The sequence below is a fragment of the Pseudomonas sp. MSSRFD41 genome (assembly GCF_014230245.1).
In the GTDB taxonomy this organism is placed as follows: domain Bacteria; phylum Pseudomonadota; class Gammaproteobacteria; order Pseudomonadales; family Pseudomonadaceae; genus Aquipseudomonas; species Aquipseudomonas piscis.
The window spans coordinates 91685-118262 of the sequence record NZ_JACKZK010000005.1 but is presented as its reverse complement, the minus strand read 5'-3'; the positions used below and the strand labels follow the sequence as shown (position 1 = coordinate 118262).

At 63.6% G+C, this 26578-nt stretch carries 26 protein-coding genes; 11 read left to right on the top strand and 15 right to left on the bottom strand.

The features are described from left to right. Positions 1-3: 3 nt before the first annotated feature. The 6 genes from H7A76_RS10855 to metG all read right to left on the bottom strand — a co-directional run bounded on the left by H7A76_RS10855 (position 4) and on the right by metG (position 6122). Complete coding sequence (locus H7A76_RS10855; RefSeq protein WP_185698479.1) at positions 4-588, bottom strand: Rnf-Nqr domain containing protein; 585 nt, start codon at positions 586-588, stop codon at positions 4-6. Further along, positions 581-1192 (bottom strand): RnfABCDGE type electron transport complex subunit G, encoded by a 612-nt coding sequence (locus H7A76_RS10850; RefSeq protein ID WP_185698478.1) that lies wholly within the window; start codon positions 1190-1192, stop codon positions 581-583. Before H7A76_RS10850 ends, H7A76_RS10855 begins: the two co-directional genes overlap by 8 nt. Further along, on the bottom strand, positions 1189-2178 hold the full coding sequence (locus H7A76_RS10845; protein ID WP_185698477.1) for an RnfABCDGE type electron transport complex subunit D: 990 nt from the start codon (positions 2176-2178) through the stop codon (positions 1189-1191). The genes H7A76_RS10850 and H7A76_RS10845 overlap by 4 nt, the downstream gene beginning before the upstream one ends. Continuing rightward, a complete protein-coding gene (gene rsxB, locus H7A76_RS10840) occupies positions 2165-3373 on the bottom strand; it encodes an electron transport complex subunit RsxB (RefSeq protein ID WP_185698476.1) in 1209 nt (402 codons plus the stop codon). Before rsxB ends, H7A76_RS10845 begins: the two co-directional genes overlap by 14 nt. Then, entirely contained in the window at positions 3370-3948 is a 579-nt protein-coding gene (locus tag H7A76_RS10835; RefSeq protein ID WP_185698475.1) for an Rnf-Nqr domain containing protein, read from the bottom strand. Before H7A76_RS10835 ends, rsxB begins: the two co-directional genes overlap by 4 nt. Before the next feature lie 128 nt (positions 3949-4076). After that, the gene (gene metG, locus H7A76_RS10830; protein WP_185698474.1) at positions 4077-6122 is read right to left on the bottom strand and encodes a methionine--tRNA ligase; all 2046 of its coding nucleotides are present in this window, start codon (positions 6120-6122) and stop codon (positions 4077-4079) included. A 184-nt stretch (positions 6123-6306) separates the two neighbouring features. Here metG and apbC point away from each other — a divergent pair, with 184 nt between their 5' ends. After that, complete coding sequence (gene apbC, locus H7A76_RS10825) at positions 6307-7401, top strand: iron-sulfur cluster carrier protein ApbC (RefSeq protein ID WP_185698473.1); 1095 nt, start codon at positions 6307-6309, stop codon at positions 7399-7401. Between the two features lie 89 nt (positions 7402-7490). Here apbC and H7A76_RS10820 read toward each other — a convergent pair whose 3' ends face one another. Next, positions 7491-8249, bottom strand: a complete 759-nt coding sequence (locus H7A76_RS10820; RefSeq protein WP_185698472.1) for an SDR family oxidoreductase — start codon at positions 8247-8249, stop codon at positions 7491-7493. A 163-nt stretch (positions 8250-8412) separates the two neighbouring features. Here H7A76_RS10820 and H7A76_RS10815 point away from each other — a divergent pair, with 163 nt between their 5' ends. From H7A76_RS10815 to H7A76_RS10775, 9 genes are all read left to right on the top strand, one after another. Further along, the gene (locus H7A76_RS10815) at positions 8413-9144 is read left to right on the top strand and encodes a HugZ family protein (RefSeq protein WP_185698471.1); all 732 of its coding nucleotides are present in this window, start codon (positions 8413-8415) and stop codon (positions 9142-9144) included. Positions 9145-9210: 66 nt separating this feature from the next. After that, entirely contained in the window at positions 9211-9684 is a 474-nt protein-coding gene (locus H7A76_RS10810; protein WP_022640597.1) for an FxsA family protein, read from the top strand. A gap of 255 nt (positions 9685-9939) precedes the next feature. Next, a complete protein-coding gene (locus H7A76_RS10805; protein ID WP_011063093.1) occupies positions 9940-10233 on the top strand; it encodes a co-chaperone GroES in 294 nt (97 codons plus the stop codon). Positions 10234-10282: 49 nt separating this feature from the next. Next, the gene (groL, locus tag H7A76_RS10800) at positions 10283-11929 is read left to right on the top strand and encodes a chaperonin GroEL (RefSeq protein ID WP_185698470.1); all 1647 of its coding nucleotides are present in this window, start codon (positions 10283-10285) and stop codon (positions 11927-11929) included. 271 nt (positions 11930-12200) lie between these two features. After that, a complete protein-coding gene (colR, locus tag H7A76_RS10795) occupies positions 12201-12884 on the top strand; it encodes a two-component system response regulator ColR (protein ID WP_053131653.1) in 684 nt (227 codons plus the stop codon). Further along, the gene (locus H7A76_RS10790; RefSeq protein WP_185698469.1) at positions 12874-14154 is read left to right on the top strand and encodes a sensor histidine kinase; all 1281 of its coding nucleotides are present in this window, start codon (positions 12874-12876) and stop codon (positions 14152-14154) included. Before colR ends, H7A76_RS10790 begins: the two co-directional genes overlap by 11 nt. Positions 14155-14351: 197 nt before the next feature. Then, positions 14352-15032, top strand: a complete 681-nt coding sequence (locus H7A76_RS10785; protein ID WP_185698468.1) for a class I SAM-dependent methyltransferase — start codon at positions 14352-14354, stop codon at positions 15030-15032. Between the two features lie 3 nt (positions 15033-15035). Next, a complete protein-coding gene (locus tag H7A76_RS10780; RefSeq protein WP_185698467.1) occupies positions 15036-15749 on the top strand; it encodes a lipopolysaccharide kinase InaA family protein in 714 nt (237 codons plus the stop codon). 2 nt (positions 15750-15751) lie between these two features. After that, complete coding sequence (locus H7A76_RS10775; protein ID WP_185698466.1) at positions 15752-15979, top strand: hypothetical protein; 228 nt, start codon at positions 15752-15754, stop codon at positions 15977-15979. 65 nt (positions 15980-16044) lie between these two features. On the opposite strand, the gene H7A76_RS10770 is transcribed toward H7A76_RS10775, so the two are convergent. The 8 genes from H7A76_RS10770 to H7A76_RS10735 all read right to left on the bottom strand — a co-directional run bounded on the left by H7A76_RS10770 (position 16045) and on the right by H7A76_RS10735 (position 25498). Further along, on the bottom strand, positions 16045-17142 hold the full coding sequence (locus H7A76_RS10770; RefSeq protein WP_152898880.1) for a DUF1513 domain-containing protein: 1098 nt from the start codon (positions 17140-17142) through the stop codon (positions 16045-16047). 2 nt (positions 17143-17144) lie between these two features. Next, positions 17145-18209, bottom strand: coding sequence for an imelysin family protein (locus H7A76_RS10765; protein WP_185698465.1), 1065 nt, complete (start codon positions 18207-18209; stop codon positions 17145-17147). 43 nt (positions 18210-18252) lie between these two features. Beyond that, on the bottom strand, positions 18253-19674 hold the full coding sequence (locus H7A76_RS10760; protein WP_185698464.1) for a di-heme oxidoredictase family protein: 1422 nt from the start codon (positions 19672-19674) through the stop codon (positions 18253-18255). A 187-nt stretch (positions 19675-19861) separates the two neighbouring features. Further along, complete coding sequence (locus H7A76_RS10755) at positions 19862-21199, bottom strand: imelysin family protein (RefSeq protein ID WP_185698463.1); 1338 nt, start codon at positions 21197-21199, stop codon at positions 19862-19864. A 160-nt stretch (positions 21200-21359) separates the two neighbouring features. Beyond that, positions 21360-23411, bottom strand: a complete 2052-nt coding sequence (locus tag H7A76_RS10750; RefSeq protein ID WP_185698462.1) for a bifunctional diguanylate cyclase/phosphodiesterase — start codon at positions 23409-23411, stop codon at positions 21360-21362. Between the two features lie 304 nt (positions 23412-23715). Next, the gene (locus H7A76_RS10745) at positions 23716-24312 is read right to left on the bottom strand and encodes a superoxide dismutase (protein WP_016966196.1); all 597 of its coding nucleotides are present in this window, start codon (positions 24310-24312) and stop codon (positions 23716-23718) included. A gap of 176 nt (positions 24313-24488) precedes the next feature. Then, positions 24489-25091 (bottom strand): LysE/ArgO family amino acid transporter, encoded by a 603-nt coding sequence (locus H7A76_RS10740; RefSeq protein WP_185698461.1) that lies wholly within the window; start codon positions 25089-25091, stop codon positions 24489-24491. 2 nt (positions 25092-25093) lie between these two features. Then, positions 25094-25498, bottom strand: a complete 405-nt coding sequence (locus tag H7A76_RS10735; protein WP_185698460.1) for an ACT domain-containing protein — start codon at positions 25496-25498, stop codon at positions 25094-25096. Positions 25499-25608: 110 nt separating this feature from the next. Between H7A76_RS10735 and H7A76_RS10730 the strand changes: the two genes are divergently transcribed. Next, on the top strand, positions 25609-26508 hold the full coding sequence (locus H7A76_RS10730) for a LysR family transcriptional regulator ArgP (RefSeq protein ID WP_185698459.1): 900 nt from the start codon (positions 25609-25611) through the stop codon (positions 26506-26508). Positions 26509-26578: the final 70 nt, after the last annotated feature.

The following is a 26578-nucleotide window of genomic DNA, read 5'->3' as shown; positions in this document are numbered from 1 at the left end:
GATTCATTTCCTCGAAGGCGATCGGTATAGGGTCCAGGCCCGAGTGGCGGCCAGCAACAGGCCCAGCAGGATAAAACCGCCTGGGGCGAGAGTCAGCAGGTGCAAGCCGCCATCGGCTACTACCCAACCGCTCCCTGTATCGACCAAGCCGATGAGCCAGCCCAGGTGGCTACCCAGGACTCCGGTGCCCAGCAGTTCACGCAAGGCACCCAGCAGGCTCAGGGCGGCACAAAAAGCCAGGGCCAGGCGTAGCCGGTCGGCATGCTGGAAAAACCCCACCTGCTCCAGTGCGATGCATTGCAAGGGCAGCAGTGCCAGGTACAGGCCCAGTTGCTGATGCAGTTCCAGGCACCAGGCCTGCGCGGCCAGCCACAGGCAACTGCCGAGGCCAGCGGCCAGCAACAAGCTGGCCAGCAGGCGCGGGCCACCGGCCTGCAGATGCGGGCGTAGCGAGTGCATGCCGAGGCCGAAAGCCGTCGCCAGCAATCCGAAGCCCAGGGTCATGCCCAGGGCTTTGACCCAGGAATCCGTCGCCCCGATCAGTGCCGGCAGCATCAACAGGCCGGGCAGCGCCAGCGGCTTATTCATGGGCGGCTCCGTCGAGCAGGGTGGCGCGGTGTTCGTCAACGTAACGCAGGGCATCGTGCAGGGCGCTGATCACTGCACGGGAGGTGATGGTGGCGCCGGCGATCTGGTCGAACTGGCCCTGGTCCTTCTTCAGTGCCCAGCCCGCGTCACCCGGATCGTTGCGGGACTTGCCGGAAAACCCGGCCAGCCAAGGGTTGGGTTGATCGCCGATGTGGGAGCCCAGGCCCGGTGTCTCCTCCTGTCTGAGGGCCTTGCTGCCCAGCAGGCGGCCCTGGCTGTCGATGGCGATCAGCAGCTCGATGGGGCCGGCATACCCTGTAACCTGGCTGCGCAGCAGCAGGGCGCTGGGCTGGCCATTGCGGATGGCCAGGTAGCCCTCGAGCAGGCGGCTGTTGGCCAGCTGCGTGGCGGCCAGTGGCACTGGCCGATCCAGGGGCTGATTGTCATAGCTGTCCATTGGCAGCAGATCCAGCAGCTTGCGCGCTTGCAGGGCTCTTTGCTCGGCCTCGATCCGGGGGGCGCTGGCATGTTGCAACCACAGCGTAGCGCCGATGCCCAGGATACCGAGGGTCGCCAGCACCAACAGGCTGCGTGGGTTCTTCATGGTCGGCTCCCGGCTGGTTCGCGGGCGCAGTGGCGTTCCAGGGCAGGCACCGCCAGGTTCATCAGCAGCACGGCGAAGGCCAGGCCGTCGGGGTAGCTGCCCCAGGTACGGATCAGGTAGGTCAGCAGGCCGACCCCGACCCCGAACAGCAAGCGTGCCCTGGCTGCTTTGGGGCCTGATACCGGTTCGGTGACGATGAAGAAGGCGCCGAGCATGCTGGCCCCGGTGAGTAGATGGAACAGCGGCGAGCCGTGTGAGTCGGAGCCTGTACCGTTCCAGCACAGCAGGCTGGCGAGCAGCAGGCTGCCGAGCATGCCTGCCGGAGCATGCCAGCTGATGACCCGCTGTTGCAGCAGCCACAACCCGCCGGCCAGGAAACCCAGGTTGACCCATTCGACGCCACGACCACCGAGATAGCCGAAGGCCGGGCTGGCCGCGAACAGCTCGTCGATGGTCAGACTCTTGTTGATGCGCAGGCTGTCCAGCGCGGTGGCCTGGGCCCAGGCATCGGGACGTGAGCCGTCCAGGCCGAAGACCCGTTGCAGGCCGTCCAGCAAGCCCATGGCCTGGGGGGCAGGCCAATGGCTCATCGACTGCGGGAAGCACAGCAGGGCCAGGGCATAGCCGAGCATCGCCGGGTTGAAGGGGTTCTGCCCGACGCCACCATACAGGTGCTTGCCCAGGAGCATGGCGCTGGCAGCGGCGCTTGGGGCCAGCCACCAGGGGCAGTAGGCCGGCAGGGCCAGGGCCAGCAGGGTGGCGCTGACCAGGGCACTACCATCGCTGAGCGTCGGCAGCAGCGGGCGCTGGCGCAGGCGCAGCACTAGGGCCTCCATGGCCAGTGCACCAGCTGCGGCCAACAGCAGATTCAACAGCACTCCCCAGCCGTACAGCCACAGCAGCGCCAGCAGCCCTGGCAGAGTGGCCAGCAGCACTCGCTGCATGGCCTGGCGCAGGCGTGGGTCGGCGCCCTCAGCCAGCGGCATGGGCATCCACCTGGCGTTCGACTTCACGCAGGCGCGCCTGGGCCTGGGCCAATTGCTCGGCACTGCTGCCTGCCTGGCGTTGCAACTTGTGCAGCTCGGCCCGGGCATAGGCCAGCTCGGTCTTCAGGCGGCGCAGTTGCGGGTCGATCGGCCGCTTCTCGGTACGGGTGAGCACCGGTGCTGGCTTGGCGCTGGCATCCTCGGCGGCATGCAGATCCTGTTCGGCAGCTGCCAGGGCTGCGCCCAGCGCCTCCAGTTCCGCCTGTGGAGCGCCAGCGGCCTGGGCTTTTTTCAGGTCGGCGCGGCGGGTGGCCAGCTGGATCTTGGCGCGATTGAGATTGGCATCCTTGGGCGTCGCCACGGGTGGCGTGGCTGGGGTTTGGGCTTCCAGGCGAGCCAGGAGTTGTTCGGCGGCTTCGAACTGACGCTGCAGTACGATCAGTTGCGACTGTTGCTCGAAGGTGGGCGGATGACCGAAGGCCTTGAGGGACTTGTTCAACTGGGCCCGGCTCATGGCCAATTCGATCTTGGCTTTTTTCAAGGCGGCATCGGCAGCCGCGGCCTTCTGCGCCCGAACTCGCTCGATCGCCGCCTGGACCGGGTCGCCGCCGCTCTCGGCTGGTTGGGCGGCCTTTTGCGCCCGGGCCTGGCGTTCGGCCAGGCGTCGTGCTTCTTCACGTTGCAGGCGTTGGTTGCGTTGTTCGAAGCGGCGCCTGGCGTGCTCACGCTTGCTGCTGCGGGCCTGCAGTTGCTCGGGGCTGCTGGCCAGGCCGCCGACAATCGGTACCACCTGGCCCTGGGGCAGGGGCAGCATGTCGATGCAGTCCACTGGGCAGGGGGCCACGCACAGATCGCAGCCGGTGCATTCATCGACCAGTACGGTGTGCATCAGCTTGGCCGCGCCGACGATGGCGTCCACCGGGCAGGCCTGGATGCACTTGGTGCAGCCGATGCACTCGGCTTCGCGGATGTAGGCCACCTGGGCCGGGGCTTCGCCGCGGCTGCGATCCAGTTCGATGACCGGCAATCGCAATAGCCGGGCCAGGCCGGCGATGGTTTCCTCGCCGCCGGGTGGGCACTTGTTGATGGCCTCGCCGTTGGCGATGCCTTCGGCGTAGGGTTTGCATCCGCCATGGCCGCACTTGCCACATTGGGTCTGCGGCAAGAGGGCATCGATGCGTTGAATCAGACTCATGGTTTGACCATTCCGTTGAAGCCCAGGAACGCCAAGGCCAGCAGGCCGGCGCTGATCAAGTCGAGGGGCAGGCCCTGCCAGGGCAGGGGAATATCGTTGTTGCAGACGCGCTGGCGCAGGTCGCTGAACCAGCCAAGCACCAGCCAGAAACCCAGGCCGGCCCCCAGGGCCATGGCGCCGAGGGTCGCCAGCCCGAGATCATCGCTGCTGCCCGCCAGCAACAGGCCCAGCACGCCGGCATTGCCCAGGAGCAATGGCCAGAGACCGTCGAACGGCCAACCGGGCAGGACCCGCGCCAGCAGGCCCAGCAGCGGTTGGATCAGCAGCACGTTCAGGGACAGCCAGGAGAACAGTTGCAGCGATGCCAGCCCCCAGGGCTCGAGCAGGCCACGATAAAGGAGCAGGCCCAGCACGCTGCTGACCAGCATCAAGACCGTGGTGGCCAGGCCCAGGGCGTGGACCTGCCGCCTGTCGCCAGCCCGGGACTGCAGCAGCGGGTCGACGCCCAGCGGCCATTGCAACACGAAGTTGCTGACCAGGGCGGTGCTGATGAGAGCGAGCAGGAGGTGGGTCATGGTCGATGCCGGTACAAGCAGGCTGTCCCTCAAGAGTAGGCAAACTCCACGCGCGCGGGGCCGCCCAGATAGGCAAATCCCCCCGTTGCGCAAGAGCGCAACGGGGGGATGGGGTCCAGCCGACGGCCTTACTTGATCCGCTGGCCGGGCTTGGCGCCGCTGTCGGGGCTCAGCAGGTAGATTTCTTCACCGCCTGGGCCGGCCGCCATCACCATGCCCTCGGAGATGCCGAACTTCATTTTCCGCGGCTTGAGGTTGGCGATCATCATGGTCAGGCGACCGTCGAGCTTGGACGGGTCCGGGTAGGCGCTCTTGATCCCGGAGAAGACATTGCGCTGTTCATCGCCGATATCCAGGGTCAGGCGCAGCAGTTTGTCGGCGCCCTCGACGGCTTCGGCCTTGACGATCAACGCCACGCGCAAATCGATGGCGGCGAAGGTGTCGAAGTCGACTTCCGGCGACAGCGGGTCCTTGGCCAGTTCGCCATTGCCCTTGGGCGCGCCGGTGTCGGTCTGGCTGGCGACGAGGTCTTCCTTCGAGGCGTCGGTCATGGCTTGTACTTTCACTGGATCGATCCGCGTCATCAGCGGCTTGAATTCGTTGAGCTGATGGTTGGCCAGCAGTTGCTGGTGGTCGTTCCAGGTCAGCGCCGGGACGTTGAGGAAAGCCTCGGCGTCGGCGGCCAGGCCTGGCAGCACCGGCTTGAGGAAGATCACCAACTGGCGGAACAGGTTGATGCCGGTGGCGCAGATGGCCTGGACTTCATCCTGCTTGCCTTCCTGCTTGTTCAGCGACCAGGGCGCCTTGTCGGCGATCCAGGCGTTGGCACGGTCGGCCAGGGCCATGATCTCGCGCATGGCGCGGGCGAAGTCGCGGGCCTCATAGGCCTCGGCGATGCTCGGCGTGGCGGTCAGGAAGGCCTCGGTCAGCTCGGGGGCGGCGTTGGTGTCGACCATCACCCCGGCATTGCCCTTGTGGATGAAGCCGGCGCAACGGCTGGCGATGTTCACCACCTTGCCCACCAGGTCGGAGTTGACCTTCTGCACGAAGTCCTCGAGGTTCAGGTCCAGGTCGTCGACGCCACGGCCCAGCTTGGAGGCGTAGTAGTAGCGCAGATACTCGGGCGACAGATGATCCAGGTAGGTACGTGCCTTGATGAAGGTGCCACGGGACTTGGACATCTTCTGACCGTTGACGGTCAGGTAGCCATGGACGTTGATCGCCGTGGGCTTGCGAAAGCCCGCGCCCTCGAGCATGGCAGGCCAGAACAGGGCGTGGAAGTTGACGATGTCCTTGCCGATGAAGTGGTACAGCTCGGCGCTGGAGTCCTTGGCCCAGAACGCATCGAAATCCAGTTCCGGGCGACGGGCGCAGAGGTTCTTGAAGCTGGCCATGTAGCCGATCGGTGCGTCCAGCCAGACATAGAAGTACTTGCCCGGTTCATCGGGAATCTCGAAGCCGAAGTACGGCGCATCGCGGGAGATATCCCACTGCTGCAGGCCGGCGTCCAGCCACTCGGCGATCTTGTTGGCCACGGCGTCCTGCAGGGTGCCGCTACGGGTCCAGGTTTGCAGCATCTGCTGGAAGTCCGGCAGCTTGAAGAAGAAGTGCTGGGACTCCTTGAGCACCGGAGTGGCGCCGGAGATCGCCGACTTCGGATCCTTCAGGTCGGTGGGCGCGTAGGTGGCGCCGCATTTTTCGCAGTTATCGCCGTACTGGTCCTCGGTGCCGCATTTCGGGCAGGTGCCCTTGATGAAGCGGTCGGCCAGGAACATTTTCTTGTCCGGGTCGAAGTACTGGGTGATGGCACGCGTGGCAATGTGCCCGGCGTCCCGCAGCTTGAGGTAGATCTGGCTCGACAGCTCGCGGTTCTCTTCGGCGTGGGTCGAGTGGAAATTGTCGAAGTCCACCAGGAAGTCGGCAAAGTCGGCGCTGTGTTCGGCCTGGACGTTGGCGATCAGTTGTTCCGGGGTGATGCCTTCTTTTTCCGCGCGCAACATGATGGCCGAGCCGTGGGCGTCGTCGGCGCAGACATAGACGCATTGGTTGCCGCGGTGCTTCTGGAAGCGCACCCACATGTCGGTCTGGATGTACTCGAGCATGTGGCCAAGGTGGATGGAACCATTGGCATAGGGCAGGGCGCTGGTGACGAGGATCTTGCGTGGCTCGGACATGGGGCTCGGCTACTTGATGAAACGAAGGTCGGCCACTATAAAACGCCGGGACGGAATTTTCATCCTTCCAGGCGCCCTTGTGCGGCGCAGGCAAGCTCCAGGGCCGGAGCCGTTCCCTCGCCACGAAGGGAGAGGCGGCGTAGGATAGCCGGCTGATTTTCCTGTCTTGTTATCGGAGTTGCCCATGAGCGCCCTCAATCGCGCAGCGGTGGAAGCCGTGCTTCGCCAGTACACCGACCCCTACTTGAACCAGGACCCGGTGAGCGCCGGCTGTGTGCGGGACATCGACATCCAGGGCGACCGGGTCACGGTCCGCCTGGAGCTGGGCTATGCCGCCGGCCTGTTCCGCAATGGCTGGGCGCAGATGCTGCAACTGGCCATCGAGGGCCTGGAAGGCGTGGGCTCGGCCAAGGTCGAGGCCAGCAGCGTGATCGTCGCGCACAAGGCCCAGGCCCAGGTACCGGGCCTGGCCAACGTCAAGAACGTGGTGGCGGTGGCATCGGGCAAGGGCGGCGTGGGCAAGTCCACCACCGCCGCCAACCTGGCCCTGGCCCTGGCCCGGGAAGGCGCCCGGGTGGGCATCCTCGACGCCGATATCTATGGCCCGAGCCAGGGCATCATGTTCGGCATCGCCGAAGGCACCCGGCCGAAGATCAAGGACCAGAAGTGGTTCGTGCCGATCCAGGCCCACGGTGTCGAAGTCATGTCCATGGCCTTCCTCACCGACGACAACACGCCCATGGTCTGGCGTGGCCCGATGGCCTCCGGAGCCTTGCAGCAACTGGTGACCCAGACCGACTGGGGCAATCTCGACTACCTGGTGATCGACATGCCGCCGGGCACCGGTGACATCCAGCTGACCCTGGCGCAGAAGGTCCCGGTGGCGGGTGCGGTGATCGTCACCACGCCCCAGGACCTGGCCTTGCTGGATGCGCGCAAGGGCATCGAGATGTTCCACAAGGTGAACATCCCGGTACTGGGCGTGGTGGAAAACATGGCAGTGCACATTTGTTCCAACTGCGGTCATGCCGAACACCTGTTCGGCGAGGGCGGCGGCGAGAGACTGGCCGGCCAGTACGGCGTCGAACTGCTGGCTTCGCTGCCGCTGTCGATGCTGATCCGCGAGCAGGCCGATGGTGGCAAGCCGACGGTGATCGCCGAGCCGGACAGCCAGATCGCCATGGTCTACCAGGAACTGGCGCGGCACGTGGGGGCACGCATCGTGTTGCAGGAAGCGGCCACCCCGGCCATGCCCAACATCACCGTCAGCGACGATTGAGCCCAAGACAGGCGCTGGCCGCGACCTGGGTTGCGGCCAGTGTTCTTATTGGTTCCCGCGCCGCAACGGCCGGGAGCAGCCTCTTCGGATCAGAGGCGCAAGCCGCCGTCCATTTCCAGGATGCGTCCGGTGTAGTAGTCGTTCTCGAAGATATAGGCCGCCGAATGGGCGATTTCTTCCGGCTTGCCCATGCGCTTGAGTGGAATGCCGGCGGTCATTTTCTCCAGGGCCTCGGGCTTCATGCCCAGGGTCATCTCGGTCTCGATGAAGCCCGGGGCGATACCGGCCACGCGGATGCCGTAGCGCGCCAGTTCCTTGGCCCAGGTCACAGTCGCTGCGGCAACCCCGGCCTTGGCCGCGGAGTAGTTGGTCTGGCCGATGTTGCCGGCGCGGGAAATCGACGAAATGTTGATGATCGTGCCGCTGGTCTTGAGTTGCACCATCTTCGCTGCCACTTCCCGGGTGCACAGGAACACGCCGGTCAGGTTGACGTCGATCACCGACTGCCACTGGGCCAGGCTCATCTTGCTCATTTCACCGTCCTTGACCTTGAGCAGCAGGCCATCGCGCAGGATCCCGGCGTTATTGATCAGGCCATGGATGGCACCGAAGTCCTCGGCGACCCGGGCCACCATATGCTCGACCTGTTCTTCGTTGGCCACATTGCACAGGTAGGAGCGAGCCTCGACGCCATGGGCTTTGCAGGCCGCGACGGCCTGGTCGAGTTTTTCCTGGTTCAGGTCCACCAGGGCCAGCCTGGCCCCACGGCTGGCGAAATACTCGGCCATGGAGCGGCCCAGGCCTTGGCAACCGCCGGTGATAATGATTACTTTGTCAGTGAGTTGCATTCGCATGTCCTGCCAGCTGTCGTGAGGGATTGTCCTTGTTCCAGGGCGCTGCGTGACAGCCGGACCCAGCCTGGCTGCAGACGAGTATTGCCCCGTAGGCGTAGTTGGACCATGGTCCGGTCGCCCGTCCGTTTTCGACGGATTCTATTGAAGGAGTCATAAAATGAGCGTTGAAGCTGCCAAGAATGCACGAGAACTGCTGCTCAAGGAATACCGCGGCGTGCTATCCACGCATTCCAAGTCCATGCCGGGTTTTCCCTTCGGTTCCGTAGTGCCTTATTGCCTCGATGCCGAAGGCCGTCCGCTGATCCTAATCAGCCGCATCGCCCAGCACACCCACAACCTGCAGAAAGATCCCAAGTGTTCGCTGCTGGTTGGCGAACGCGATGCCGACGACGTGCAGGCGGTGGGGCGCCTGACCTACCTGGCCGAAGCCGAGAAGCTGGCCGACGAGGCGGCGATCGAGGCGGCCGCCGAGCGCTACTACCGCTACTTTCCCGAATCGCAGAACTATCACCAGGCCCACGACTTCGATTTCTGGGTGCTCAAGCCGGTACGCCATCGCTACATCGGCGGCTTCGGCGCCATCCACTGGGTCGACCAACTGACCCTGGCCAATCCGTTCGCCGGCAAGGCCGAGTTGAGCATGCTCGAGCACATGAACAGCGATCATGCCCAGGCCATCGCCCATTACGTGGAGTTGACCGGGCTGCCCGACAACGTGCCGGCGCAGATGGCCGGGATCGATACCGAGGGCATGCACCTGCGGATCGGCCAGGCGCTGTACTGGCTGCCATTCCAAGCCCCTTGCAACACGCCGACACAAGTGCGCGAAGCCCTGGTTTTCCTGGCGCGCGCCGATCAATGGCCGAAAAATCAGGCCGTGGATGCTTGAATTCACGAATTGGCGACGTCATCTACGGTCTACTGGAAGGCATTCTTCCGCAGAGGAAACCATTTGATGCGCCCTTTTCTGTTGCTCTTTCTGCTGTTCCCAGTGTTGGAGCTGTTCGTCTTCGTCAAGGTCAGCGCGGCGATCGGGTTCTTCCCGGCCCTGCTGCTGGTCATTCTTGGTTCGCTGCTTGGCGTGATGGTGTTGCGTGTGGCCGGGCTGGCCACGGCCCTGCGCGCCCGTGAAAGTCTCAATCGCGGCGAGTTGCCGGCCCAGCAAATGCTCGAAGGCCTGATGCTGGCCCTGGGTGGTGGCTTGTTGATCCTGCCGGGCTTCATCAGCGATGTGTTCGGCTTGCTGATGCTGCTGCCGTTCACCCGTCGCCTGCTGGCCAACAAGATGCGCGAGCGTGCCGAGGAACAGGCCATGCGCCAACGTGCCTTCGCCGACGACATGCGTTCGGCCCGTGGTGGTCCTGCGCCGCAGCAGCCATTGGGACGCGAGCCGAATGTCATCGAGGGTGAGTTCGAACACCGCGACTGATCCCTTCCAGCCTTGCAAACACGGCACCTTCGGGTGCCGTGTTGGTTATTGCGCAAGCGATTTTAAAAAAATTCATCGGCCAGCTCTTGTAATAGCCTTGTGCGCCCCTATGTAACGGTCACCGCAAGGTTTCTGGTGCTGATACCAGACAGACTTCCGCGTCTCGCTCGTCGAGCCGCAACCGGCCACGCCGGATTTGTTAACCCGCCGGTATCGACACCGGCCACTGAAAACCACAATTAGGAGAGATCGACAATGAAGCTTCGTCCTCTGCATGACCGCGTCGTCATCCGTCGCAGCGAAGAAGAATCGAAAACTGCCGGCGGTATCGTTCTGCCTGGTTCGGCCGCTGAAAAACCTAACCGTGGCGAAATCGTCGCCGTAGGTACCGGCCGCGTGCTGGACAACGGTGAAGTACGTGCGCTGGCCGTGAAAGTGGGTGACAAAGTGGTGTTTGGCCCGTACTCCGGCAGCAACACCGTGAAAGTCGATGGCGAAGATCTGCTGGTAATGGCCGAGAACGAGATTCTCGCTGTTATCGAAGGCTGATTACCCGCGTATTTTCCCGCTACTACACAGTATTTAAGGAATATCGATCATGGCTGCTAAAGAAGTTAAATTCGGCGACTCCGCCCGCAAGAAAATGCTCACTGGCGTCAACGTCTTGGCTGACGCGGTAAAGGCTACCCTGGGCCCGAAAGGCCGTAACGTGATCCTGGAAAAGAGCTTCGGCGCTCCGACCATCACCAAGGATGGCGTTTCCGTAGCCAAGGAAATCGAACTGGAAGACCGTTTCGAGAACATGGGCGCGCAGCTGGTCAAAGACGTTGCCTCCCGTGCCAACGATGACGCTGGCGACGGCACCACCACCGCCACCGTTCTGGCTCAGTCGATCGTCAACGAAGGCCTGAAGGCCGTTGCTGCCGGCATGAACCCGATGGACCTCAAGCGCGGCATCGACAAGGCGACCATCGCCATCGTCAAGGAACTCAAGGCCCTGTCCAAGCCATGCGCCGACACCAAGGCCATCGCCCAGGTAGGCACCATCTCCGCCAACTCCGATAACTCCATCGGCGACATCATTGCCGAAGCCATGGAAAAAGTCGGTAAAGAAGGTGTGATCACCGTCGAAGAAGGCACCGGCCTGGAAAACGAACTGTCGGTCGTTGAAGGCATGCAGTTCGACCGTGGCTACCTGTCCCCATACTTCGTCAACAAGCCAGACACCATGGTTGCCGAGCTGGACAGCCCGCTGATCCTGCTGGTGGACAAGAAGATCTCCAACATCCGCGAAATGCTGCCAGTGCTGGAAGCCGTTGCCAAAGCCGGCCGCCCACTGCTGATCGTGGCCGAGGACGTCGAAGGCGAAGCCCTGGCGACCCTGGTTGTGAACAACATGCGCGGTATCGTCAAAGTCGCGGCCGTCAAGGCTCCAGGCTTCGGCGATCGTCGCAAGGCCATGCTGCAGGACATCGCCGTCCTGACCGGCGGTACCGTGATCTCCGAAGAAATCGGTCTGAACCTGGAAAGCACCACCCTGGAGCACCTGGGTAGCGCCAAGCGCGTGACCCTGTCCAAGGAAAACACCACCGTGGTCGACGGTGCTGGCAACCAGTCCGACATCGAGGCCCGTATCGCCCAGATCCGTGCCCAAGTGGCCGAGACTTCCTCGGACTACGACCGTGAAAAACTGCAAGAGCGCCTGGCCAAGCTGTCCGGCGGCGTTGCAGTGATCAAGGTTGGCGCTGGCTCCGAAGTTGAAATGAAAGAGAAGAAAGCCCGCGTTGAAGACGCCCTGCACGCTACCCGTGCAGCCGTTGAAGAAGGCGTGGTGCCTGGCGGTGGCGTAGCCCTGATCCGTGCCCTGCAAGCGATCGTCGACCTCAAGGGCGACAACGCTGACCAGGACGTAGGTATCGCGGTTCTGCGTCGCGCCGTTGAAGCTCCGCTGCGCCAGATCTCCGCTAACAGCGGCGACGAGCCAAGCGTTGTAGTCAACGAAGTGAAGAACGGCAAAGGTAACTTCGGTTACAACGCCGCTTCCGGCGAATACGGCGACATGATCGAAATGGGCATCCTGGACCCAACCAAGGTGACCCGTTCGGCTCTGCAAGCTGCAGCTTCCATCGGCGGTCTGATCCTGACCACCGAGGCCGCCGTTGCCGACGCACCGAAGAAAGACGCTCCAGCTGGCGGCGGCATGCCAGACATGGGCGGCATGGGTGGCATGGGCGGCATGATGTAAGCCAGCCTTACCCCTTGCACTTAAAAGCCCCGCCGGCGCAAGCCGGCGGGGCTTTTTCGTTTCCGTTGTCCTGCGGCGAATCCAGGACAAATGACTGCCATTGTGTCGCCATGGGCGTGGTCGGGGCGTGAGCCCCGGGTGAAAAAAACGTCGAGCCACGGTGACACTGCAAACAGCCACCCGAGCCTTTCGACAAGGGTGGCGGTGAACCGGACTTGGCCTTAAGCTGCGCGAGCCAAGACGGCCGTAACTGTATACGGAGAGAGTGCCGATGCGAATCCTACTGGTTGAAGACAACCGCGATATTCTCGCCAACCTGGCCGACTACCTGGGGCTCAAGGGCTATACCGTGGACTGCGCCCAGGATGGCCTGTCGGGCTTGCACCTGGCCGCCACCGAGCACTACGACCTGATCGTGCTCGACATCATGCTGCCGGGGATCGATGGCTACACCCTGTGCAAGCGCCTGCGCGAAGACGCGCGGCGAGACACCCCGGTGATCATGCTCACCGCCCGCGACCAGCTCGACGACCGCCTCCAGGGCTTCAAGTCCGGAGCCGACGACTACTTGGTCAAGCCCTTTGCCCTTTCGGAGCTCTCCGCCCGGATCGAGGCAGTGATGCGCCGCAGCCAGGGTGGCGGCAGGCGGGCATTGCAGGTAGGCGACCTGAGCTACGACCTCGATACCCTGGAAGTCACCCGTGAAGGACGCCTGCTCAAGCTCAATCCGGTCGGCCTGAAGCTGCTGGCGGTACTGATGCAGAAGAGCCCCCATGTCTTGCGTCGGGAGATTCTCGAAGAGGCCCTGTGGGGCGATGACTGTCCGGACAGCGACAGCCTACGCAGCCACGTCCACCAGTTGCGCCAGGTGATCGACAAACCGTTCGCCAAGCCGCTGCTGCACACCGTACACGGTGTCGGCTACCGCCTGGCCGAGGGCCGCGATGGAGTTTAAGCAGAGCCTTGCCCAGCGGATCATCATCGCCTTTGCGCTGATGAGCGCCCTGGTGGCCGGGGCCTTTGCCATGGGCATCGTGGCCACCGTGCACCTGGTGGAGGAGAAACTCATCTCTGCAGGTCTCGGCGGCGACTTGCAACGCCTGCTGTTGATGGACAACGTCGCCGACTGGAGCCATCGTCCCGAGCCCGACCAACTCTTCTACTACAGCGGCGGGCGTGGCGATTTCGAGTTGCCCAAGGACCTGCGTCACCTGGACCCCGGGTTCCATGAGGTGTTTCGCGAACAGTTGTCCTACCACGCCATGGTCGAAGTGGTGGATGGCCGGCGCTATGTGCTGCTGCAAGACCAGAGCGATTTCGAAGAGCGCGAGCGAGTGCTGTTCGCGGTGGTGCTGGTGGGCTTCGTGCTCAGCCTGGCGTTGGCGGTCTTCCTCGGTTGGGTGCTGGCGCGGCGCGTGATGGCGCCGGTGGTGCGCCTGGCACGCCAGGTGCGGCATCGCGACCAGTTGCTGGGCTTGGCGCCGCCCTTGGCGCCGGACTACGCGGCGGACGAGGTGGGGGAATTGGCCATCGCTTTCGATGCGACCCTGGGCCGCCTGCGCCAGGCGCTCAATCGCGAGCGGCTGTTCACCAGCGATGTCAGCCATGAATTGCGTACGCCGTTGATGGTCCTGGCCACCTCTTGCGAGTTGTTGTTGGAAAACCCGGCCCTGGATCATCGCGGACGGGCCCAGGTGGAGCGAATCACCCGGGCCTGCTCGGAAATGCGCGAACTGGTGCAGACCTTTCTGATGCTGGCGCGAGCCCAGCGCGAGGATGCCAGCATGTCGCCGCAGTTGACCCTGGGCCAGGCCGCCAACGACCTGATCGGGTTGTGGAGCGAGTCCATCGAGGCCAAGGGGATCGAGCTGATCTTCGATCCTGGCCAGCCCGACGATACCCGCTACCACGCCACCTTCCTGCATGCGGTGATGGGCAATCTCTTGCGCAACGCCCTGCACTATACCGAGCACGGGTTCATTCGCCTGAGCCTGGCGCCCGGCGGCTTCACGGTGGAGGACAGCGGCGTGGGCATTCCAGAGGAGAAGCGCGAGGCGATGTTCGAGCCTTTCGTGCGTGGCGATGAGAAACGTGGCGAGGGCTTGGGCCTTGGTTTGTCCCTGGTCCAGCGCATCTGTGAGAATCAGGGCTGGAGCGTCAGCCTTAGCACCATGACCCCCAATGGCTGTCGTTTTCACGTTCAATTGCAATCGGCCAAGGCCTGATTGTTCTGCTTGGCCCTGTTTTGCAGGGCCTGTCACTTGTCGATTTCCCCTTTGATATGGCCCCAGGCCACTGTTCGTACACTGTAAAACCCTGCAATATTTCTTGGCTGGACGATACGAAGTTTTCACTCAGGAACAACCTGTCGCTGACATGGTGCTGCTTAAGGTAGCGCCATCAGTTGCAGGAGGTCCTGACGATGGTTGCACCGATCAAGCTGAAGTTTTCCGAGAAGTACGATACCCAGCATGCCCTGGAGTACCTGCTCAAGCATCAGGATGGACTGGCGCGCCAGCTGTCCCACAAACGTGATGAGCGCTTGGCGCGTACCGCCCTGTCCCTGGCGGGCGATCCGGGATTGGTACTGGACCTGCCGTGTGGCGCTGGGCGTTTCTGGCCGTTACTGGCCGAAAAGAGCAATCGAATCATCATTGGCGCCGATTGTTCAGCGGCTATGCTCAACACCGCCACGGTGGCGCAACCTGCCGAAGTGGTAAAACGGGTACGGCCCTTGCAGACATCGGCGTTTGCCATCGACCTGCCGGACAACGCCGTGGACTGCATTTTCTCCATGCGCTTGTTGCACCATATCGGCGAGGCGCAACATCGGATGGCGCTGTTGCGCGAGTTCCAGCGGGTGACCCGCGATAGTGTGATCGTCTCGTTGTGGGTCGACGGCAACTTCAAGGCTTGGAAACGCAAAAGGATGGAGCGCAAGCGCTCTTTCGGCGCCGAACAACAGGGTTACCAGAATCGTTTCGTGTTACCGGCGGCCACGGTCGAAGAAGAATTCCGGCAAGCCGGCTTTAGCGTCCAGCGACACCTGGACTTCCTTCCGCTCTACGCCATGTGGCGAGTTTACGTACTACGCAAGAGGTAAAGGATGGCTGTTGAATGTGCTTCGGGAATGGATGCCGCGCCTACAGATCGTTTTGAATACTTCTGGAACGAACAAGGCGAATGGGTCGAGGAGCCCAATCGACGTCGAGGTGGCGAGAGTGGCGTGCAACGGCTGATGAGTGGCAATGGACGCCAGCTTTATGCCAAGCGCCAAGTGGGACACATCTACCGCAGTTGGCTGCACCCTTTCGGTCGACCCACGGTGTTGCGTGAGCACGATGCGTTACGGGGCCTGCGCTTGCTGGAAGTGACAGTCCCGGAACTGGTTTATTGCGGAGCTCGACGCGGCCCGGAGCAGCAATGGCAGGCATTGCTGGTGACCGCGGCGCTCGATGGTTTCGTCGAGATCGACAACTGGTACGCCGCCGGCGAGCGTGAGCGCCACGGCGAGGCTTTCCACGACCAGGTGCTGCAATCCCTGGCGACGACGCTGGCGCGGATGCACAAGGGGCGCTGGCAGCATGGCTGCCTGTATTCCAAGCATGTGTTCGTGCGGGTGGACGGTGACGGTGATCAGGCCCGACCGAGGATCGCCTTGCTGGATTTCGAGAAATGCCGCCAGCGCCTGAGCAGCAAGCGGGCTGCGGCCCACGATCTCAAGCAATTGCGCCGCCATTCGTCGTGGAGCGATACCGACTGGGAAAAGCTCTACTATTTTTACAGAACGGCGTTTGGCAGTTCTATCAAAGGTTTATAGCTATGAAGCTAGAAATTGCACGAGGTGTATTCTTGGCAGGAGCCTTGGCAGTTGCTTCCCTGGCGGTGGTTGCCTGGGAGCAGCCGCGAACCCAGGTGCTGAGTTCGGCCAAGGGCAGCGCCCATTGTCCGTTGCCGCGGGTGGCGAAGGTGTCCACGGCGGCCAAGCCCGACCATGACCTGTTGCTGTTCATGTTCGGCATGAGCCAGGGCCTCAAGCCACAGAGTTGAAGGGTTTTCCTGCCAATCAAAAGGCCTCGCGATGCGAGGCCTTTTGATTTTCCCGACCCCCGTATTCACGCCAGGTGCAGGTGGTTGTCCCACAGCCCGGCAGGCAGTTCCAGGGGCTTGGCCACGATCTGCGCCTGACGGCAATCGTAGAAGCGGCAACGGCCTTGTCCCGAGGTCACCACGAAGCCATCGGCCACGGCGCCGACCCCCGCGCAGTCCGGCAGCGGGGCATCCACTCGTAGCGCACCGCTGTCCAGGTCCCAGATGAAGAAACGGTTGCCCCGGGGGGCGGTCAGGGCGACCAGCCGCAGCTCGCTGTGCACGGCGACGCTGGCGGTGTAGTGCCCCATGGCTTGCAATTGCTGTTCGGCCACCGGGAATGCACTGAAGGGTTGGCCGGGCCGCTTGATCGCCAGCAGTTCGGACGATTCATGAGCGGCGCCCATGAATTGCTGGCCGGTGACGATGGTGCCGTCGCTGGCGATGCCCATGTGGCGCACGCTGTTCATCTGCTGGGCCAGGGTTTCCTTGCTCAGCAGGGTGCCGTCGCGCTGCATCAGCACCAGGCTTGGTTCCATGGCATCGAGGTTCATTTCCACCCGGCTTTCGGCTTCGGTGCGAATGCCGCCGTTGGCCACCACCAGGGTTTCCCCATCGGGCATCCATGACACCTGGTGCGGGCCGATGCCGTGGGTCGACAGTTCGCCGCTGTGCACCAGGCGTTCGCCCTCGAAGCGGTAGACCCCCAACAGGCCGCGCCCAGGGTCCCGGGTATCGTTCTCGGTGGCGTACAGCCACTCGCCATCCTTGTGGATCACCGCGTGCCCATAGAAATGCCGGTCGGGTTGCGAGGTCAGGGTCTGCAGCAGCTTGCCGTCGCGCAGGTCGACCAGGTAGCTCTCGGTGCCCGGGCGCCGGGCCACGAACAGGGCGATGGGCAAGCGCGGGTGGTTGATGATGTCGTGGCAACGCTGGCCGACCTGGGTGGCAAACACCTGTTTACCGTCCAGTTGATAACCGACGGCGTAATGCTTGCCGTCGCCGTCATCCCTGGCCGAAAGCAGCAAGGGCTGCTTGCCCTTTTGCTTGAACAGCGTCCAGCCGCCCAAGGTCACCGCACTGAGCAGCAAGCTGCCCAGTGCCAAAGCCTGACGTCGCAGCATCATCAGTCACCGTCGTTGGCGTTGAAGCCCAGTTGGATGCCCAGCGCCTTGGCCAGTTCGCCTTCGTGCAGGCGATGGACCACGTTGAGGCTGTCATACAGGTCGTTGAGCTGCTGGCGCCCGGCGTCGTCGCCGAGCATTTCGGTCAGCGAGCGCTGGGTGCTGGCGAAGAGTTTCAAGGACGCGGCATAGGCTGCGTCGATCTTGTCGGCCAGTGGTTTCTGCTCGGCCGGCAGCAGGCCGCGCAGGCCTTTGTTGTCGACCCCGGCCCAGACGGTCTGGGCCGCGCTGAGGCTGGCCTCCAGGCCTTGCAGCGACGACTGGCTGCGCCAGGCATCGGCCTGGAACGGCTGTGGGATGCCCTTGGTCTGGCGGCCCATCGGGGTGCCGAGCTTCTTCTTCAGGGTGTCCAGGGCCGTGACTTGCACACGCAGCAGGTCGGCAATGGCTTCGTGGGAATCGGCATAGCGCTGGTTGGGGAACTTGCTCATCTGCGCCAGCATGCCGTCGTTGTTGTTCCAGCTCGACAGGATCTCCTCGGCCAGTTGCTTCTGGCGTTCGCCGATGGCGGTCAGCAGCGGGCAATAGCGGGCTTTCTGGGTGCTATCGGCCATGTCGATCTTGCTGTCGAAGAGGATGTACTCATAGGCCGACAGGCCTTGCACCACGACGCTGGACTTGCTCAGGGCGGCGGCATCGATCTGCGGGTTGGCGTTGACCAGTTGCTCGACCTGGCGACCCACCAGGTTCTTCTTGTCCGGCCAGAACTGGACCTGCCAGGAGCGGTTGCCCTCGGCCAGCGGGCCGATCAGCAGCGGTTGCAGTTCGGCCCAGGCTTTCTGGGCATGGAGGAAGTCGGCGCGGGCGGTTTCCAGGCTTTCCTTGCCTTCGCAGAAGGCCAGGGCGCTGATGGCCAGTTGGCGGTCGGCGTCGACCCAACGGCTGTAGGTCGGCAGGATCACCTGCTTGGCGATGGCCGCGGACGTCACGGCTTGTGGGTCCTGGGGCGAGCAGGCGCCCAGGGCGAGCGCGGCAAGGCTGGTGAAGAGCAATTTGGGGCGGAACATGTTCGGGCTCCCTTTATTGTGGAGAAAGCATATGAGTCGAGCGTTACAAGGAATTCAGGAATGCCAGCAACGCCGCGCGCTGCTGGGCATTGAAAGCGAGGACTTGCTGTTTCGCACCTTCGGCTTCGCCACCGTGCCATAGCACCGCTTCCATCAGGTTGCGGGCACGGCCGTCGTGCAGGAACTGGGTATGGCCGCTGACGGTTTCGGTCAGGCCGATGCCCCAGAGCGGAGCGGTTCGCCAGTCGCGCCCGCTGGCCTTGAACTCGCTGCGCTGGTCGGCCAGGCCCTCGCCCATGTCGTGCAGCAGCAGGTCGCTGTAGGGGCGAATCAACTGGTTGGCCAATTCGGGTTCCGCGGCATTGGCTGCCGTCGTGAAGCTTGGGGTATGGCAAGACTGGCAGCCGGCCTGGAAGAACAGGTTCTTGCCGGCCAGGACCTGGGGCGAGTCCACATCGCGGCGGGCGGGCACCGCCAGGTTGCGGGTGTAGAACAGCACCAGGCGCAGGATGTTGTCGCTGACCTCCGGTTCGCCGTCCGGGCCGTTGCCGTTGGGGGCTCGCTTGCAGGCGGTTTGCGCGTCGGTGCAGTCATCGAAGGGTCTCAGGCTGGTGGTCAGGCCCATATCACCAGAGAACGCGTGAACGTTTTGTTGATTGAGGCTCGGTTGCCCGGCTTTCCAGCCGAAACGCCCCAGTACGGTCTTTTGCCGGGCATCGTCCCAGACCCAATTGGGCCGACCGGCGATGGGGTTCTCCCTGCTTGGCAGGGCATTGGCCAGGATGGCTTCCTCGGGAATGGCTTCGAGCAGCCCCAGGCCGATCATCGGTGGCGCCACGCGGGCCGAGAAACGGGTGTCCGGGTGCATCGGGCCGTAGCCCAGGTCGGTCACCCGCAGCCTGGGCTTGCGCAGCTCCACCTGGGTGCCGTCCTTGAAGTGCACCTGGAGCGGTTCGTAGTCCACCCGCACCCGGCCCTCTGGGGCCACGCCGGGGATCGCCATGTCCTGCAACTGGCTGCCATAGACCGGCTCCGGTACCACGCCCGTGCGCTCGATGAGCCCGGCCAGGGTCGGATCATCGGGGATCGACAGGCGCACCAGCATGGATACCGCGTTCAGTGCGCACGGGGCCGGTGGATGGCCGCGGCCATCCTTGATGTGGCAGTTCTGGCACGCGTTGGTGTTGAACAATGGGCCCAGGCCGTCGCGGGCGGTGGTGGTGGAGGGCGCTATGACCCAGGGGCTGCGGAAGAAACTGTTGCCGACGCTGAAATCCAGGCGGCGGGTAGGCGGCAGGTTGGCCGACGGCAGGGAAAAGGCATTGCGATCGCTCTTGTTGACTGTCGCCGCTCCCCCGGCACGGGCTTCGCCGGGCTCGGCCTGGGTGAAGCGCGGGGCATCATCGCAGGCGCCCAGGCTCAAGGCCATGAGCAGCGCGGACCAGCGAAGCAGCGACGAAGGCATCGGATATCCTGCAGAACGAGCAAAACAAGGGCGCAAAGTCTAACAGGGCAGCCAGGTTTGAATAAGAGGAATTATCGTTTGGTTTGATCCAGGACAAGGGCGCCGGAACGGATTCGCGCCAGACGCCGGGCCTGTTCGCAGGCATGAAAAAGGCGGCCCGGGGGCCGCCTTCTGGACGCTGTGCAGATCAGAATTCGTGATCGGCGTTGTCCGGGTTCAGGTCCTTGATGCCCAGCTTGCCGGCGGCCTGCTCGATCGAACCGGTCTGCTTGACCAGCGCGGCGATGGCGTCGCGCACGATCTGGTTACCCGACTCGTTGCCGGCGGCGATCAGCTGGTCATAGTGCTCGCCCTTGCTGGCGTGGTCCACCATGACCTGGATCTTGGCTTCGGTGGCCGCCAGGTCGGCCTTGAGCGCAGCGTCGGCGGCCGGGTCGGCCTTGGCCACCAGGGACGACAGGCTGGCGCCGGTCATCTTGGTGCCATCGACACGGGTGTACTCGCCCAGGTAGACGTTACGGATGCCCTTGGCGTCGTAGAAGTGCGAGTTGTGGGTGTTGTCGCTGAAGCAGTCCTGTTCGTCCTCGGGGGAGTTGGCCTCCAGGGAGACTTTCATTCGCTCGCCCGCCAGTTCGCCCAGGGACAGGCTGCCCATGCCGAAGAGTATCTTGCGCAGGCCGGTTTCGGCAGGTTCCGCTTCCAGGGTGGCGCGGTAGTTATCGGCCACGTCGGGTTTCCAGTTGCCGACCATTTCCTCCAGATCGTTGACCAGTAGTTGGGTCACGGCCTTGAGGTAGGCGCGGCGGCGATCGTTGTGGCCGCCGGTGGCGCCGGCACCTTCGAGGTAGTCCGAGGCCGGGCGAGTGCCGGCGCCAGGCCCGGTACCGTTGAGGTCCTGGCCCCAGAGCAGGAATTCGATGGCGTGGTAGCCGGTGGCGACGTTGGCCTCGGCACCCCCCAGCTCATTGAGGCTGGCGAGTTTTTCCGGAGTGATGTCCTTCACGTCGATCTTGTCTTCGCCGATGCGGATCTCGGTGTTGGCGATGATGTTGGCGTTGGCCCCGGGGTTACCCAGTGCGTGCTCGTAGCTCTTGTCGACGTAGTCGATCAGGCCCTCGTCCAGTGGCCAGGCGTTAACCTGGCCTTCCCAGTCGTCGATGATGGTATTGCCGAAGCGGAACACTTCGCTTTGCAGGTACGGGACGCGCGCGGCCACCCAGGCGGCCTTGGCGGCGGCCAGGGTCTGGTCGTCAGGCTTGGCCAGGAAAGCATCGATAGCGCTCTGCAGGGTTTTCGCAGTGGATTCGGAGTCGCTGTAGACGGCGAAGACCATGTCGGCGTAGTGCGCGACGACGGCCTTGGCGGCGGCTTCGTCGATCTTGGCGGCGTCGCCGACCGCAGTAGCGGTGCTGGTAGCCGGGGTCGGTGCTTGAGCGGCAGCCTTGTCGTCTTTGCCTTCGCCGCAGCCGGCGAGGGAAATAGCGATGGCCAACAGACTGGCGGTAGCCAGAGGCATACGAATCATGGCGAACATCCTGCTTCGAGAGGAGAGTGGACGGCGCGGGGCGCGCGAAAACTGCGACATAATGCGAAAGATTTGCATTATGTGTAAAGGGTTGCCGCTGTAATTATTTCTTCCCCGAAGAGCCTTCGCGCAGGGCGCAAAGCCCCGCGCCGCGCCGGCTTCAGAAGATCGCAGCGTTACTGCGCTGGGCCTGTTTCAGGTAGGCGCCAAGTTCCCGCGCGGACAGCGGCTTGCTGTAGTGGTAGCCCTGACCTTCGTGACAGCCCTCGGCAATGATGTAGGCCTCTTGCTCGGCGGTTTCCACGCCTTCGGCGATCACCTGCATGCCCAGGCTCTTACCCAGCTGGATGATGGCGCGCACGATGGTGGCGTCGTCATCGTCTTCGAGCAGGTCCTGGACGAAGCTCTTGTCGATCTTGATCTTGTCCAGGGGCAGGCTCTTGAGATAGCTGAGTGAAGAGTAGCCGGTGCCGAAGTCATCGATGGCGATCAAGGCCCCGGAGCGCCGCAGGCTCAACAGGTGCTGGGCGGCGGTGCTGATGTCTTCCATCAGGCCGGTCTCGGTGACTTCCAGCTCCAGGCTGCGCGGTGGCAGGCGATAGATCTGCAGCAGGTTGTTGACCACCCGTGGCAGTTCGGCGTGGTGCAGTTGCACGGTGGACAGGTTGACCGCCATGCGCAACTCGCTAAAGCCCATGTCATGCCATTCCCGCAACTGGCGGCAGGCCTGGTCCAGCACCCACTCGCCAATGGCGATGATGGTGCCGTTCTGCTCCGCGAGCGGGATGAACAGGTCCGGCGGCACCAGGCCGTGGTCCGGGTGCTGCCAGCGCAACAACGCCTCGACGCCCACCACCCGGTGGTCGCGGTAGCTGATCTGGGGCTGGTAGACCAGGAAGAACTGCTCGCGGGCCAGGGCCTCGCGCAGGTCCTTTTCCAGTTCCCGACGACGCCGCATCTCGCTGTCGACGCTGGCGATGTAGAACTGGTAACGGTTGCGCGAGCGGCTCTTGGCCAGGGTCATGGTCTGCTCGGCTTTTTGCAGGAGCTTCTCGGTGCTGTCGCCATCTTCCGGGAACAGGGTGATGCCGATGGTGGCGCGCAGGCGGATTTCCTGCTGGTCGAGGGCGAAGGTGGCTTCCAGGTCATCGAGGATGCTCTGGGCCAGTTCCGCGGCTTCGTAGGGTTGTTCGATATCGGCCTGGACCAGGGCGAACTGGTCGCCACCCAGGCGCGCCAGGGCACCCAGGCGGCCGCTGTGGCCGCGCAGGCGATCGGCCAGGGCCAGCAGCAGTTGGTCGCCGGTCTGGTAGCTGAACTGCTCGTTGACCCCCTTGAAGTCGTCCAGGCCCACGCACAGCACGGCGACCCGGCGTTGCAGGCGCCCGGCGTCCACCAGGATCTTGTCCAGTTGCTGTTGCAGTTGCTGGCGGTTGGGCAGGCCGGTGAGGAAGTCGTACTGGGCCATGCGCAGGAGGCTGTTCTCCGCTTCATGGCGCAGGTGGGTATTGCGCTCGATGGACGCCAGCAGTTGGTTGGCGGTGTTGATCCAGATCCCCAGCTCGTTGCGTTCGTGGCCCTTGAGCAGGGGCAGTTGGTGTTCGCTGGGACGGTCGGGATTGATATTGGTCAGGTGCTCGATGATCCGTGACAGCGGCTTGGTCAGCAGGCAGTGGTAGACCAGGTACAGCACCAGGCCCATGGCCAGGGCGCGCAGCACTCCGGAGATGAAGATGATCACCGAGCTGACGATGAAACCCTGGCCGTAGGTGGCGGTGTCCAGGGTGATGCTCAGGTCGCCGTAATACTCGCTGTAGGGGCCTCGGCCCACCAATTGGGTGGTGAAGGTGCGTTCCTGGCCGAGGATCAGGTCGGTCAGCCAACGGCTGGAGGATTTCTGCAGGTCGCGGGATTTTTCCGCGAGCATGGTTTCGTTGGGATGGCCGATGGAGGCCATGCGCACCGCATCGTCCTGGAACAGGCCCTCGATGACTTGCATGCCCATCTCCCGGTCCAGGCTGTAGACCGCCTGGGTCGATGGGTCGCGAAACATGTCGAGGATGCGCTGGGCGTCATTGGCCACCGCCTGCCGAGTCTTGTAGGCATCGAAGACGATCTGGGCGCAGCTCAGCACCACACCCACTATGAGTGCCGACAGCAGCACAACTCGGAGCAATTTCACCGACAAGCTGTTTTTGAGTTCCAGCTTCAAAGGGGCTATTCCTTGTTCCGTGCGCGTAGCGTCAAGTTGCCATGAGTATTGGCAATCCCATGATGGCCGTCAAAGTGACATCAAGGCCGAGGACAGGACGTCTGCGGGCGAGGCCCGGGTGATCAGAATCAGGATTGCTCTAGCTGTGGACAGTGTGTCGGTAGCGACGTCATGCAACTTGAGGGGAAAGCGTTGTTTTTTACCTGCATGGAATCTTAGCGCCTGGAACTGGCGGGACAAGATCCCGCTTTTGCAATGGGCAAAAAAAACCCGGCCAGGCCGGGTTTTTTCACTGCGGGCAGGTTCAGGCTACGAAGTTCTTGCCTTCGAACTGCTCGGCCACGAACTTCCAGTTCACCAGGTTCCAGAACGCCTCGACATACTTCGGACGCACGTTGCGGTAATCGATGTAGTAGGCGTGTTCCCAGACGTCGCAAGTCAGCAGCGGGGTGTCGCCGCTGGTCAGCGGGTTGCCGGCGCCGATGGTGCTGGCCAGGGCCAGGGAACCGTCGGCCTTCTTCACCAGCCAGCCCCAGCCGGAACCGAAGGTGCCAACCGAAGTCTTGGTGAATTCTTCTTTGAACTTGTCGAACGAACCGAACGCTGCGTTGATGGCATCAGCCAGGGCGCCGGTTGGCTGGCCGCCGGCGTTTGGCGCCAGGCAGTTCCAGTAGAAAGTGTGGTTCCAGACCTGGGCTGCGTTGTTGAAGATACCGCCCGAGGAGGTCTTGACGATCTCTTCCAGGGTCTTGCCTTCGAACTCGGTGCCTGGCACCAGGTTGTTCAGGTTCACGACATAGGTGTTGTGGTGCTTGTCGTGGTGGTACTCGAGGGTTTCCTTGGAAATGTGCGGCTGCAGGGCGTCGTGTGCGTAGGGCAGCGGCGGCAATTCGAAAGCCATGGTGATTCTCCTAATCAGGTCAGTTGCGGTGAGCGCAAGGCCGATCACGGGCGGCCGGACAAGCGCCGGGGAGTTTGTACTCTTTGCGGCGCAAGGTTCGGATCATAGCATCGGGGGGGAGGCTTAACCACGCAACAACTGTGTGGGATAGAGGTTCCAGAGCCTTTTGGAATAAGTCAGGCGGCGCTGATCAACTGGAACGCGACACTGAACATCATCGCCGCCACCAGCAGGTCGAGGATCCTCCAGGTACCCGGCCGGGCCAGCCAGGGCGCGAGCCACGCCGCCCCCAGGGCCAGGGTGAAGAACCACAGCAGCGAGGCGCTGGCCGCGCCCACCACGTACGCGCCGGGCTCGGTCTGCTGGGCGCCCAGCGAGCCGATCAGCAGCACCGTGTCCAGGTAAACGTGGGGGTTGAGCAGGGTCACCGCCAGTGCGCTGAGCATCACCGCCCGCAGCGAGCGCACGGTCTGGCCATCGCCTTGCTCCAGGCTCTGCTTCGAACACGCTCGGCGCAGGGCCTGGGCGCCGTACCAGATCAGGAAGGCCGCGCCGCCCCAGCGTGCCACCGCCAGCAGTGTCGGGTTCTGGGCGAGCACGGTGGCCAGGCCGAACACGCCTGCGGCCACCAGCAAGGCATCGCAGGTCACGCACAGCGCGGCCACCGGCAAATGGTGTTCGCGGCGCAGGCTCTGGGCCAGGACGAAAGCATTCTGGGTGCCGATCGCCATGATCAGTCCGGCGGCCACCAGCAGGCCGTTTACGTAGCTTTGCCACATGATTACAGCTCCTCGCCGGCGGCCAGGCGTTGCAGCACCTGGACGGCTTTTTCGGCATCGGCCAGGCCGACGAACAGGTGGTCGTGGTAGTAACCGGCGATCACGTTGCAGCTGATCCCGGCGCGGCCCAGGGCGCCGGCGAAGGCGGCCGTCAGGCCCACGGCCTGGAGCGCCGAATGCACCTGGAGGGTGATCCAGGCGGCGACGTAGTCGAACCCCAGGCCGAGGCGCTCGGCCTGGTCGCGGCGCAGGATCACCGTCAGGCCTTCCTGTTCGCGAAAGCTGCCCAGCACTTCGCAGTCCCGCAGCAGGCCGGGGTCCGTGATGGAGCAGAACACATACTCGCCGTCGTTGAGCCGTGGGCTCATGCTGCGCAGCAGGGTCGCGAGGGAGGTTTCACCGGCCATGAAGAAGATCCTTGGACTAAGAGGCGATACAGAGGCTTTGTGCTGGCTATTTTCCGGTTCCAGGCTGTATAAGAAAAACCAATAGTGCTGATCTCTCATTAGGAAAACTGATGTTCGACTACAAATTGCTTTCGGCCCTCGCCGCAGTGGTCGAACAGGCCGGCTTCGAACGTGCGGCCCAGGTGCTGGGGTTGTCGCAGTCGGCCATTTCCCAGCGGATCAAGCTGCTGGAGGCGCGGGTCGGCCAGCCGGTGCTGGTCCGGGTCACGCCGCCGGCCCCCACCGATATCGGCCGGCGCCTGCTCAACCATGTGCAGCAGGTGCGGTTGCTGGAGCGCGACCTGCAGAGCCTGGTGCCGGCCCTGGACGAGGAGGGGGGGCCGGAGCGCCTGCGCATCGCCCTCAATGCCGATAGCCTGGCGACCTGGTGGGCCGAAGCCGTGGGGGATTTCTGCGCCGAGCACCACTTGCTCCTGGACCTGGTGGTGGAAGACCAGACCGTGGGCCTCAAGCGCATGCGCGCCGGCGAGGTGGCCGCGTGCGTCTGCGCCAGCGAGCGACCGGTGGCCGGCGCCCGCAGCCTGTTGCTGGGGGCCATGCGCTACCGGGCCCTGGCCAGCCCGGCCTTCATCGCGCGGCACTTTCCCCAGGGGGTGTGCGCCGGACAAGTGGCCCGGACTCCGGCGCTGGTGTTCGGGCCCGATGATTTCCTGCAGCATCGCTACCTGGCGTCCCTGGGCGTGGACGGCGGCTTCGAGCATCATCTATGCCCGTCTTCCGAAGGCTTCATCCGCCTGGCTGAAGCCGGGCTGGGCTGGGGGCTGGTGCCTGAGTTGCAGGTCCGCGAGCAGTTGCAACGTGGGGTGCTGCTGGAGCTGCTGCCGGATAAACCCATCGATGTGCCGCTGTACTGGCATCATTGGCGCAATGGTGGGCAACGGCTGGGCTTGCTCACCGAGCACCTGGCTCGCTCATCCGCACAGTGGCTGGTGCCCTGGGAGCAGCCATAAGCGTCAAGCGACAAGCTGCAAGCAGGCAGCTTGTGCACTGATTTTTCAACTGGCAGCTCGTCGTTCGTCA

Coding starts and splice junctions, on each gene's coding strand:
- H7A76_RS10780 (WP_185698467.1), top strand. CDS start 15,036: ATGGCTGTTGAATGTGCTTCGGGAATGGATGCCGCGCCTACAGATCGT.
- H7A76_RS10805 (WP_011063093.1), top strand. CDS start 9,940: ATGAAGCTTCGTCCTCTGCATGACCGCGTCGTCATCCGTCGCAGCGAA.
- H7A76_RS10855 (WP_185698479.1), bottom strand. CDS start 588: ATGAATAAGCCGCTGGCGCTGCCCGGCCTGTTGATGCTGCCGGCACTG.
- colR (WP_053131653.1), top strand. CDS start 12,201: ATGCGAATCCTACTGGTTGAAGACAACCGCGATATTCTCGCCAACCTG.
- metG (WP_185698474.1), bottom strand. CDS start 6,122: ATGTCCGAGCCACGCAAGATCCTCGTCACCAGCGCCCTGCCCTATGCC.
- H7A76_RS10845 (WP_185698477.1), bottom strand. CDS start 2,178: ATGCCGCTGGCTGAGGGCGCCGACCCACGCCTGCGCCAGGCCATGCAG.
- groL (WP_185698470.1), top strand. CDS start 10,283: ATGGCTGCTAAAGAAGTTAAATTCGGCGACTCCGCCCGCAAGAAAATG.
- H7A76_RS10760 (WP_185698464.1), bottom strand. CDS start 19,674: ATGCCTTCGTCGCTGCTTCGCTGGTCCGCGCTGCTCATGGCCTTGAGC.
- H7A76_RS10810 (WP_022640597.1), top strand. CDS start 9,211: ATGCGCCCTTTTCTGTTGCTCTTTCTGCTGTTCCCAGTGTTGGAGCTG.
- H7A76_RS10775 (WP_185698466.1), top strand. CDS start 15,752: ATGAAGCTAGAAATTGCACGAGGTGTATTCTTGGCAGGAGCCTTGGCA.
- H7A76_RS10815 (WP_185698471.1), top strand. CDS start 8,413: ATGAGCGTTGAAGCTGCCAAGAATGCACGAGAACTGCTGCTCAAGGAA.
- H7A76_RS10765 (WP_185698465.1), bottom strand. CDS start 18,209: ATGTTCCGCCCCAAATTGCTCTTCACCAGCCTTGCCGCGCTCGCCCTG.
- H7A76_RS10730 (WP_185698459.1), top strand. CDS start 25,609: ATGTTCGACTACAAATTGCTTTCGGCCCTCGCCGCAGTGGTCGAACAG.
- H7A76_RS10770 (WP_152898880.1), bottom strand. CDS start 17,142: ATGCTGCGACGTCAGGCTTTGGCACTGGGCAGCTTGCTGCTCAGTGCG.
- H7A76_RS10850 (WP_185698478.1), bottom strand. CDS start 1,192: ATGAAGAACCCACGCAGCCTGTTGGTGCTGGCGACCCTCGGTATCCTG.
- H7A76_RS10790 (WP_185698469.1), top strand. CDS start 12,874: ATGGAGTTTAAGCAGAGCCTTGCCCAGCGGATCATCATCGCCTTTGCG.
- rsxB (WP_185698476.1), bottom strand. CDS start 3,373: ATGAGTCTGATTCAACGCATCGATGCCCTCTTGCCGCAGACCCAATGT.
- H7A76_RS10740 (WP_185698461.1), bottom strand. CDS start 25,091: ATGTGGCAAAGCTACGTAAACGGCCTGCTGGTGGCCGCCGGACTGATC.
- H7A76_RS10820 (WP_185698472.1), bottom strand. CDS start 8,249: ATGCAACTCACTGACAAAGTAATCATTATCACCGGCGGTTGCCAAGGC.
- H7A76_RS10745 (WP_016966196.1), bottom strand. CDS start 24,312: ATGGCTTTCGAATTGCCGCCGCTGCCCTACGCACACGACGCCCTGCAG.
- H7A76_RS10735 (WP_185698460.1), bottom strand. CDS start 25,498: ATGGCCGGTGAAACCTCCCTCGCGACCCTGCTGCGCAGCATGAGCCCA.
- H7A76_RS10755 (WP_185698463.1), bottom strand. CDS start 21,199: ATGATTCGTATGCCTCTGGCTACCGCCAGTCTGTTGGCCATCGCTATT.
- apbC (WP_185698473.1), top strand. CDS start 6,307: ATGAGCGCCCTCAATCGCGCAGCGGTGGAAGCCGTGCTTCGCCAGTAC.
- H7A76_RS10835 (WP_185698475.1), bottom strand. CDS start 3,948: ATGACCCACCTCCTGCTCGCTCTCATCAGCACCGCCCTGGTCAGCAAC.
- H7A76_RS10785 (WP_185698468.1), top strand. CDS start 14,352: ATGGTTGCACCGATCAAGCTGAAGTTTTCCGAGAAGTACGATACCCAG.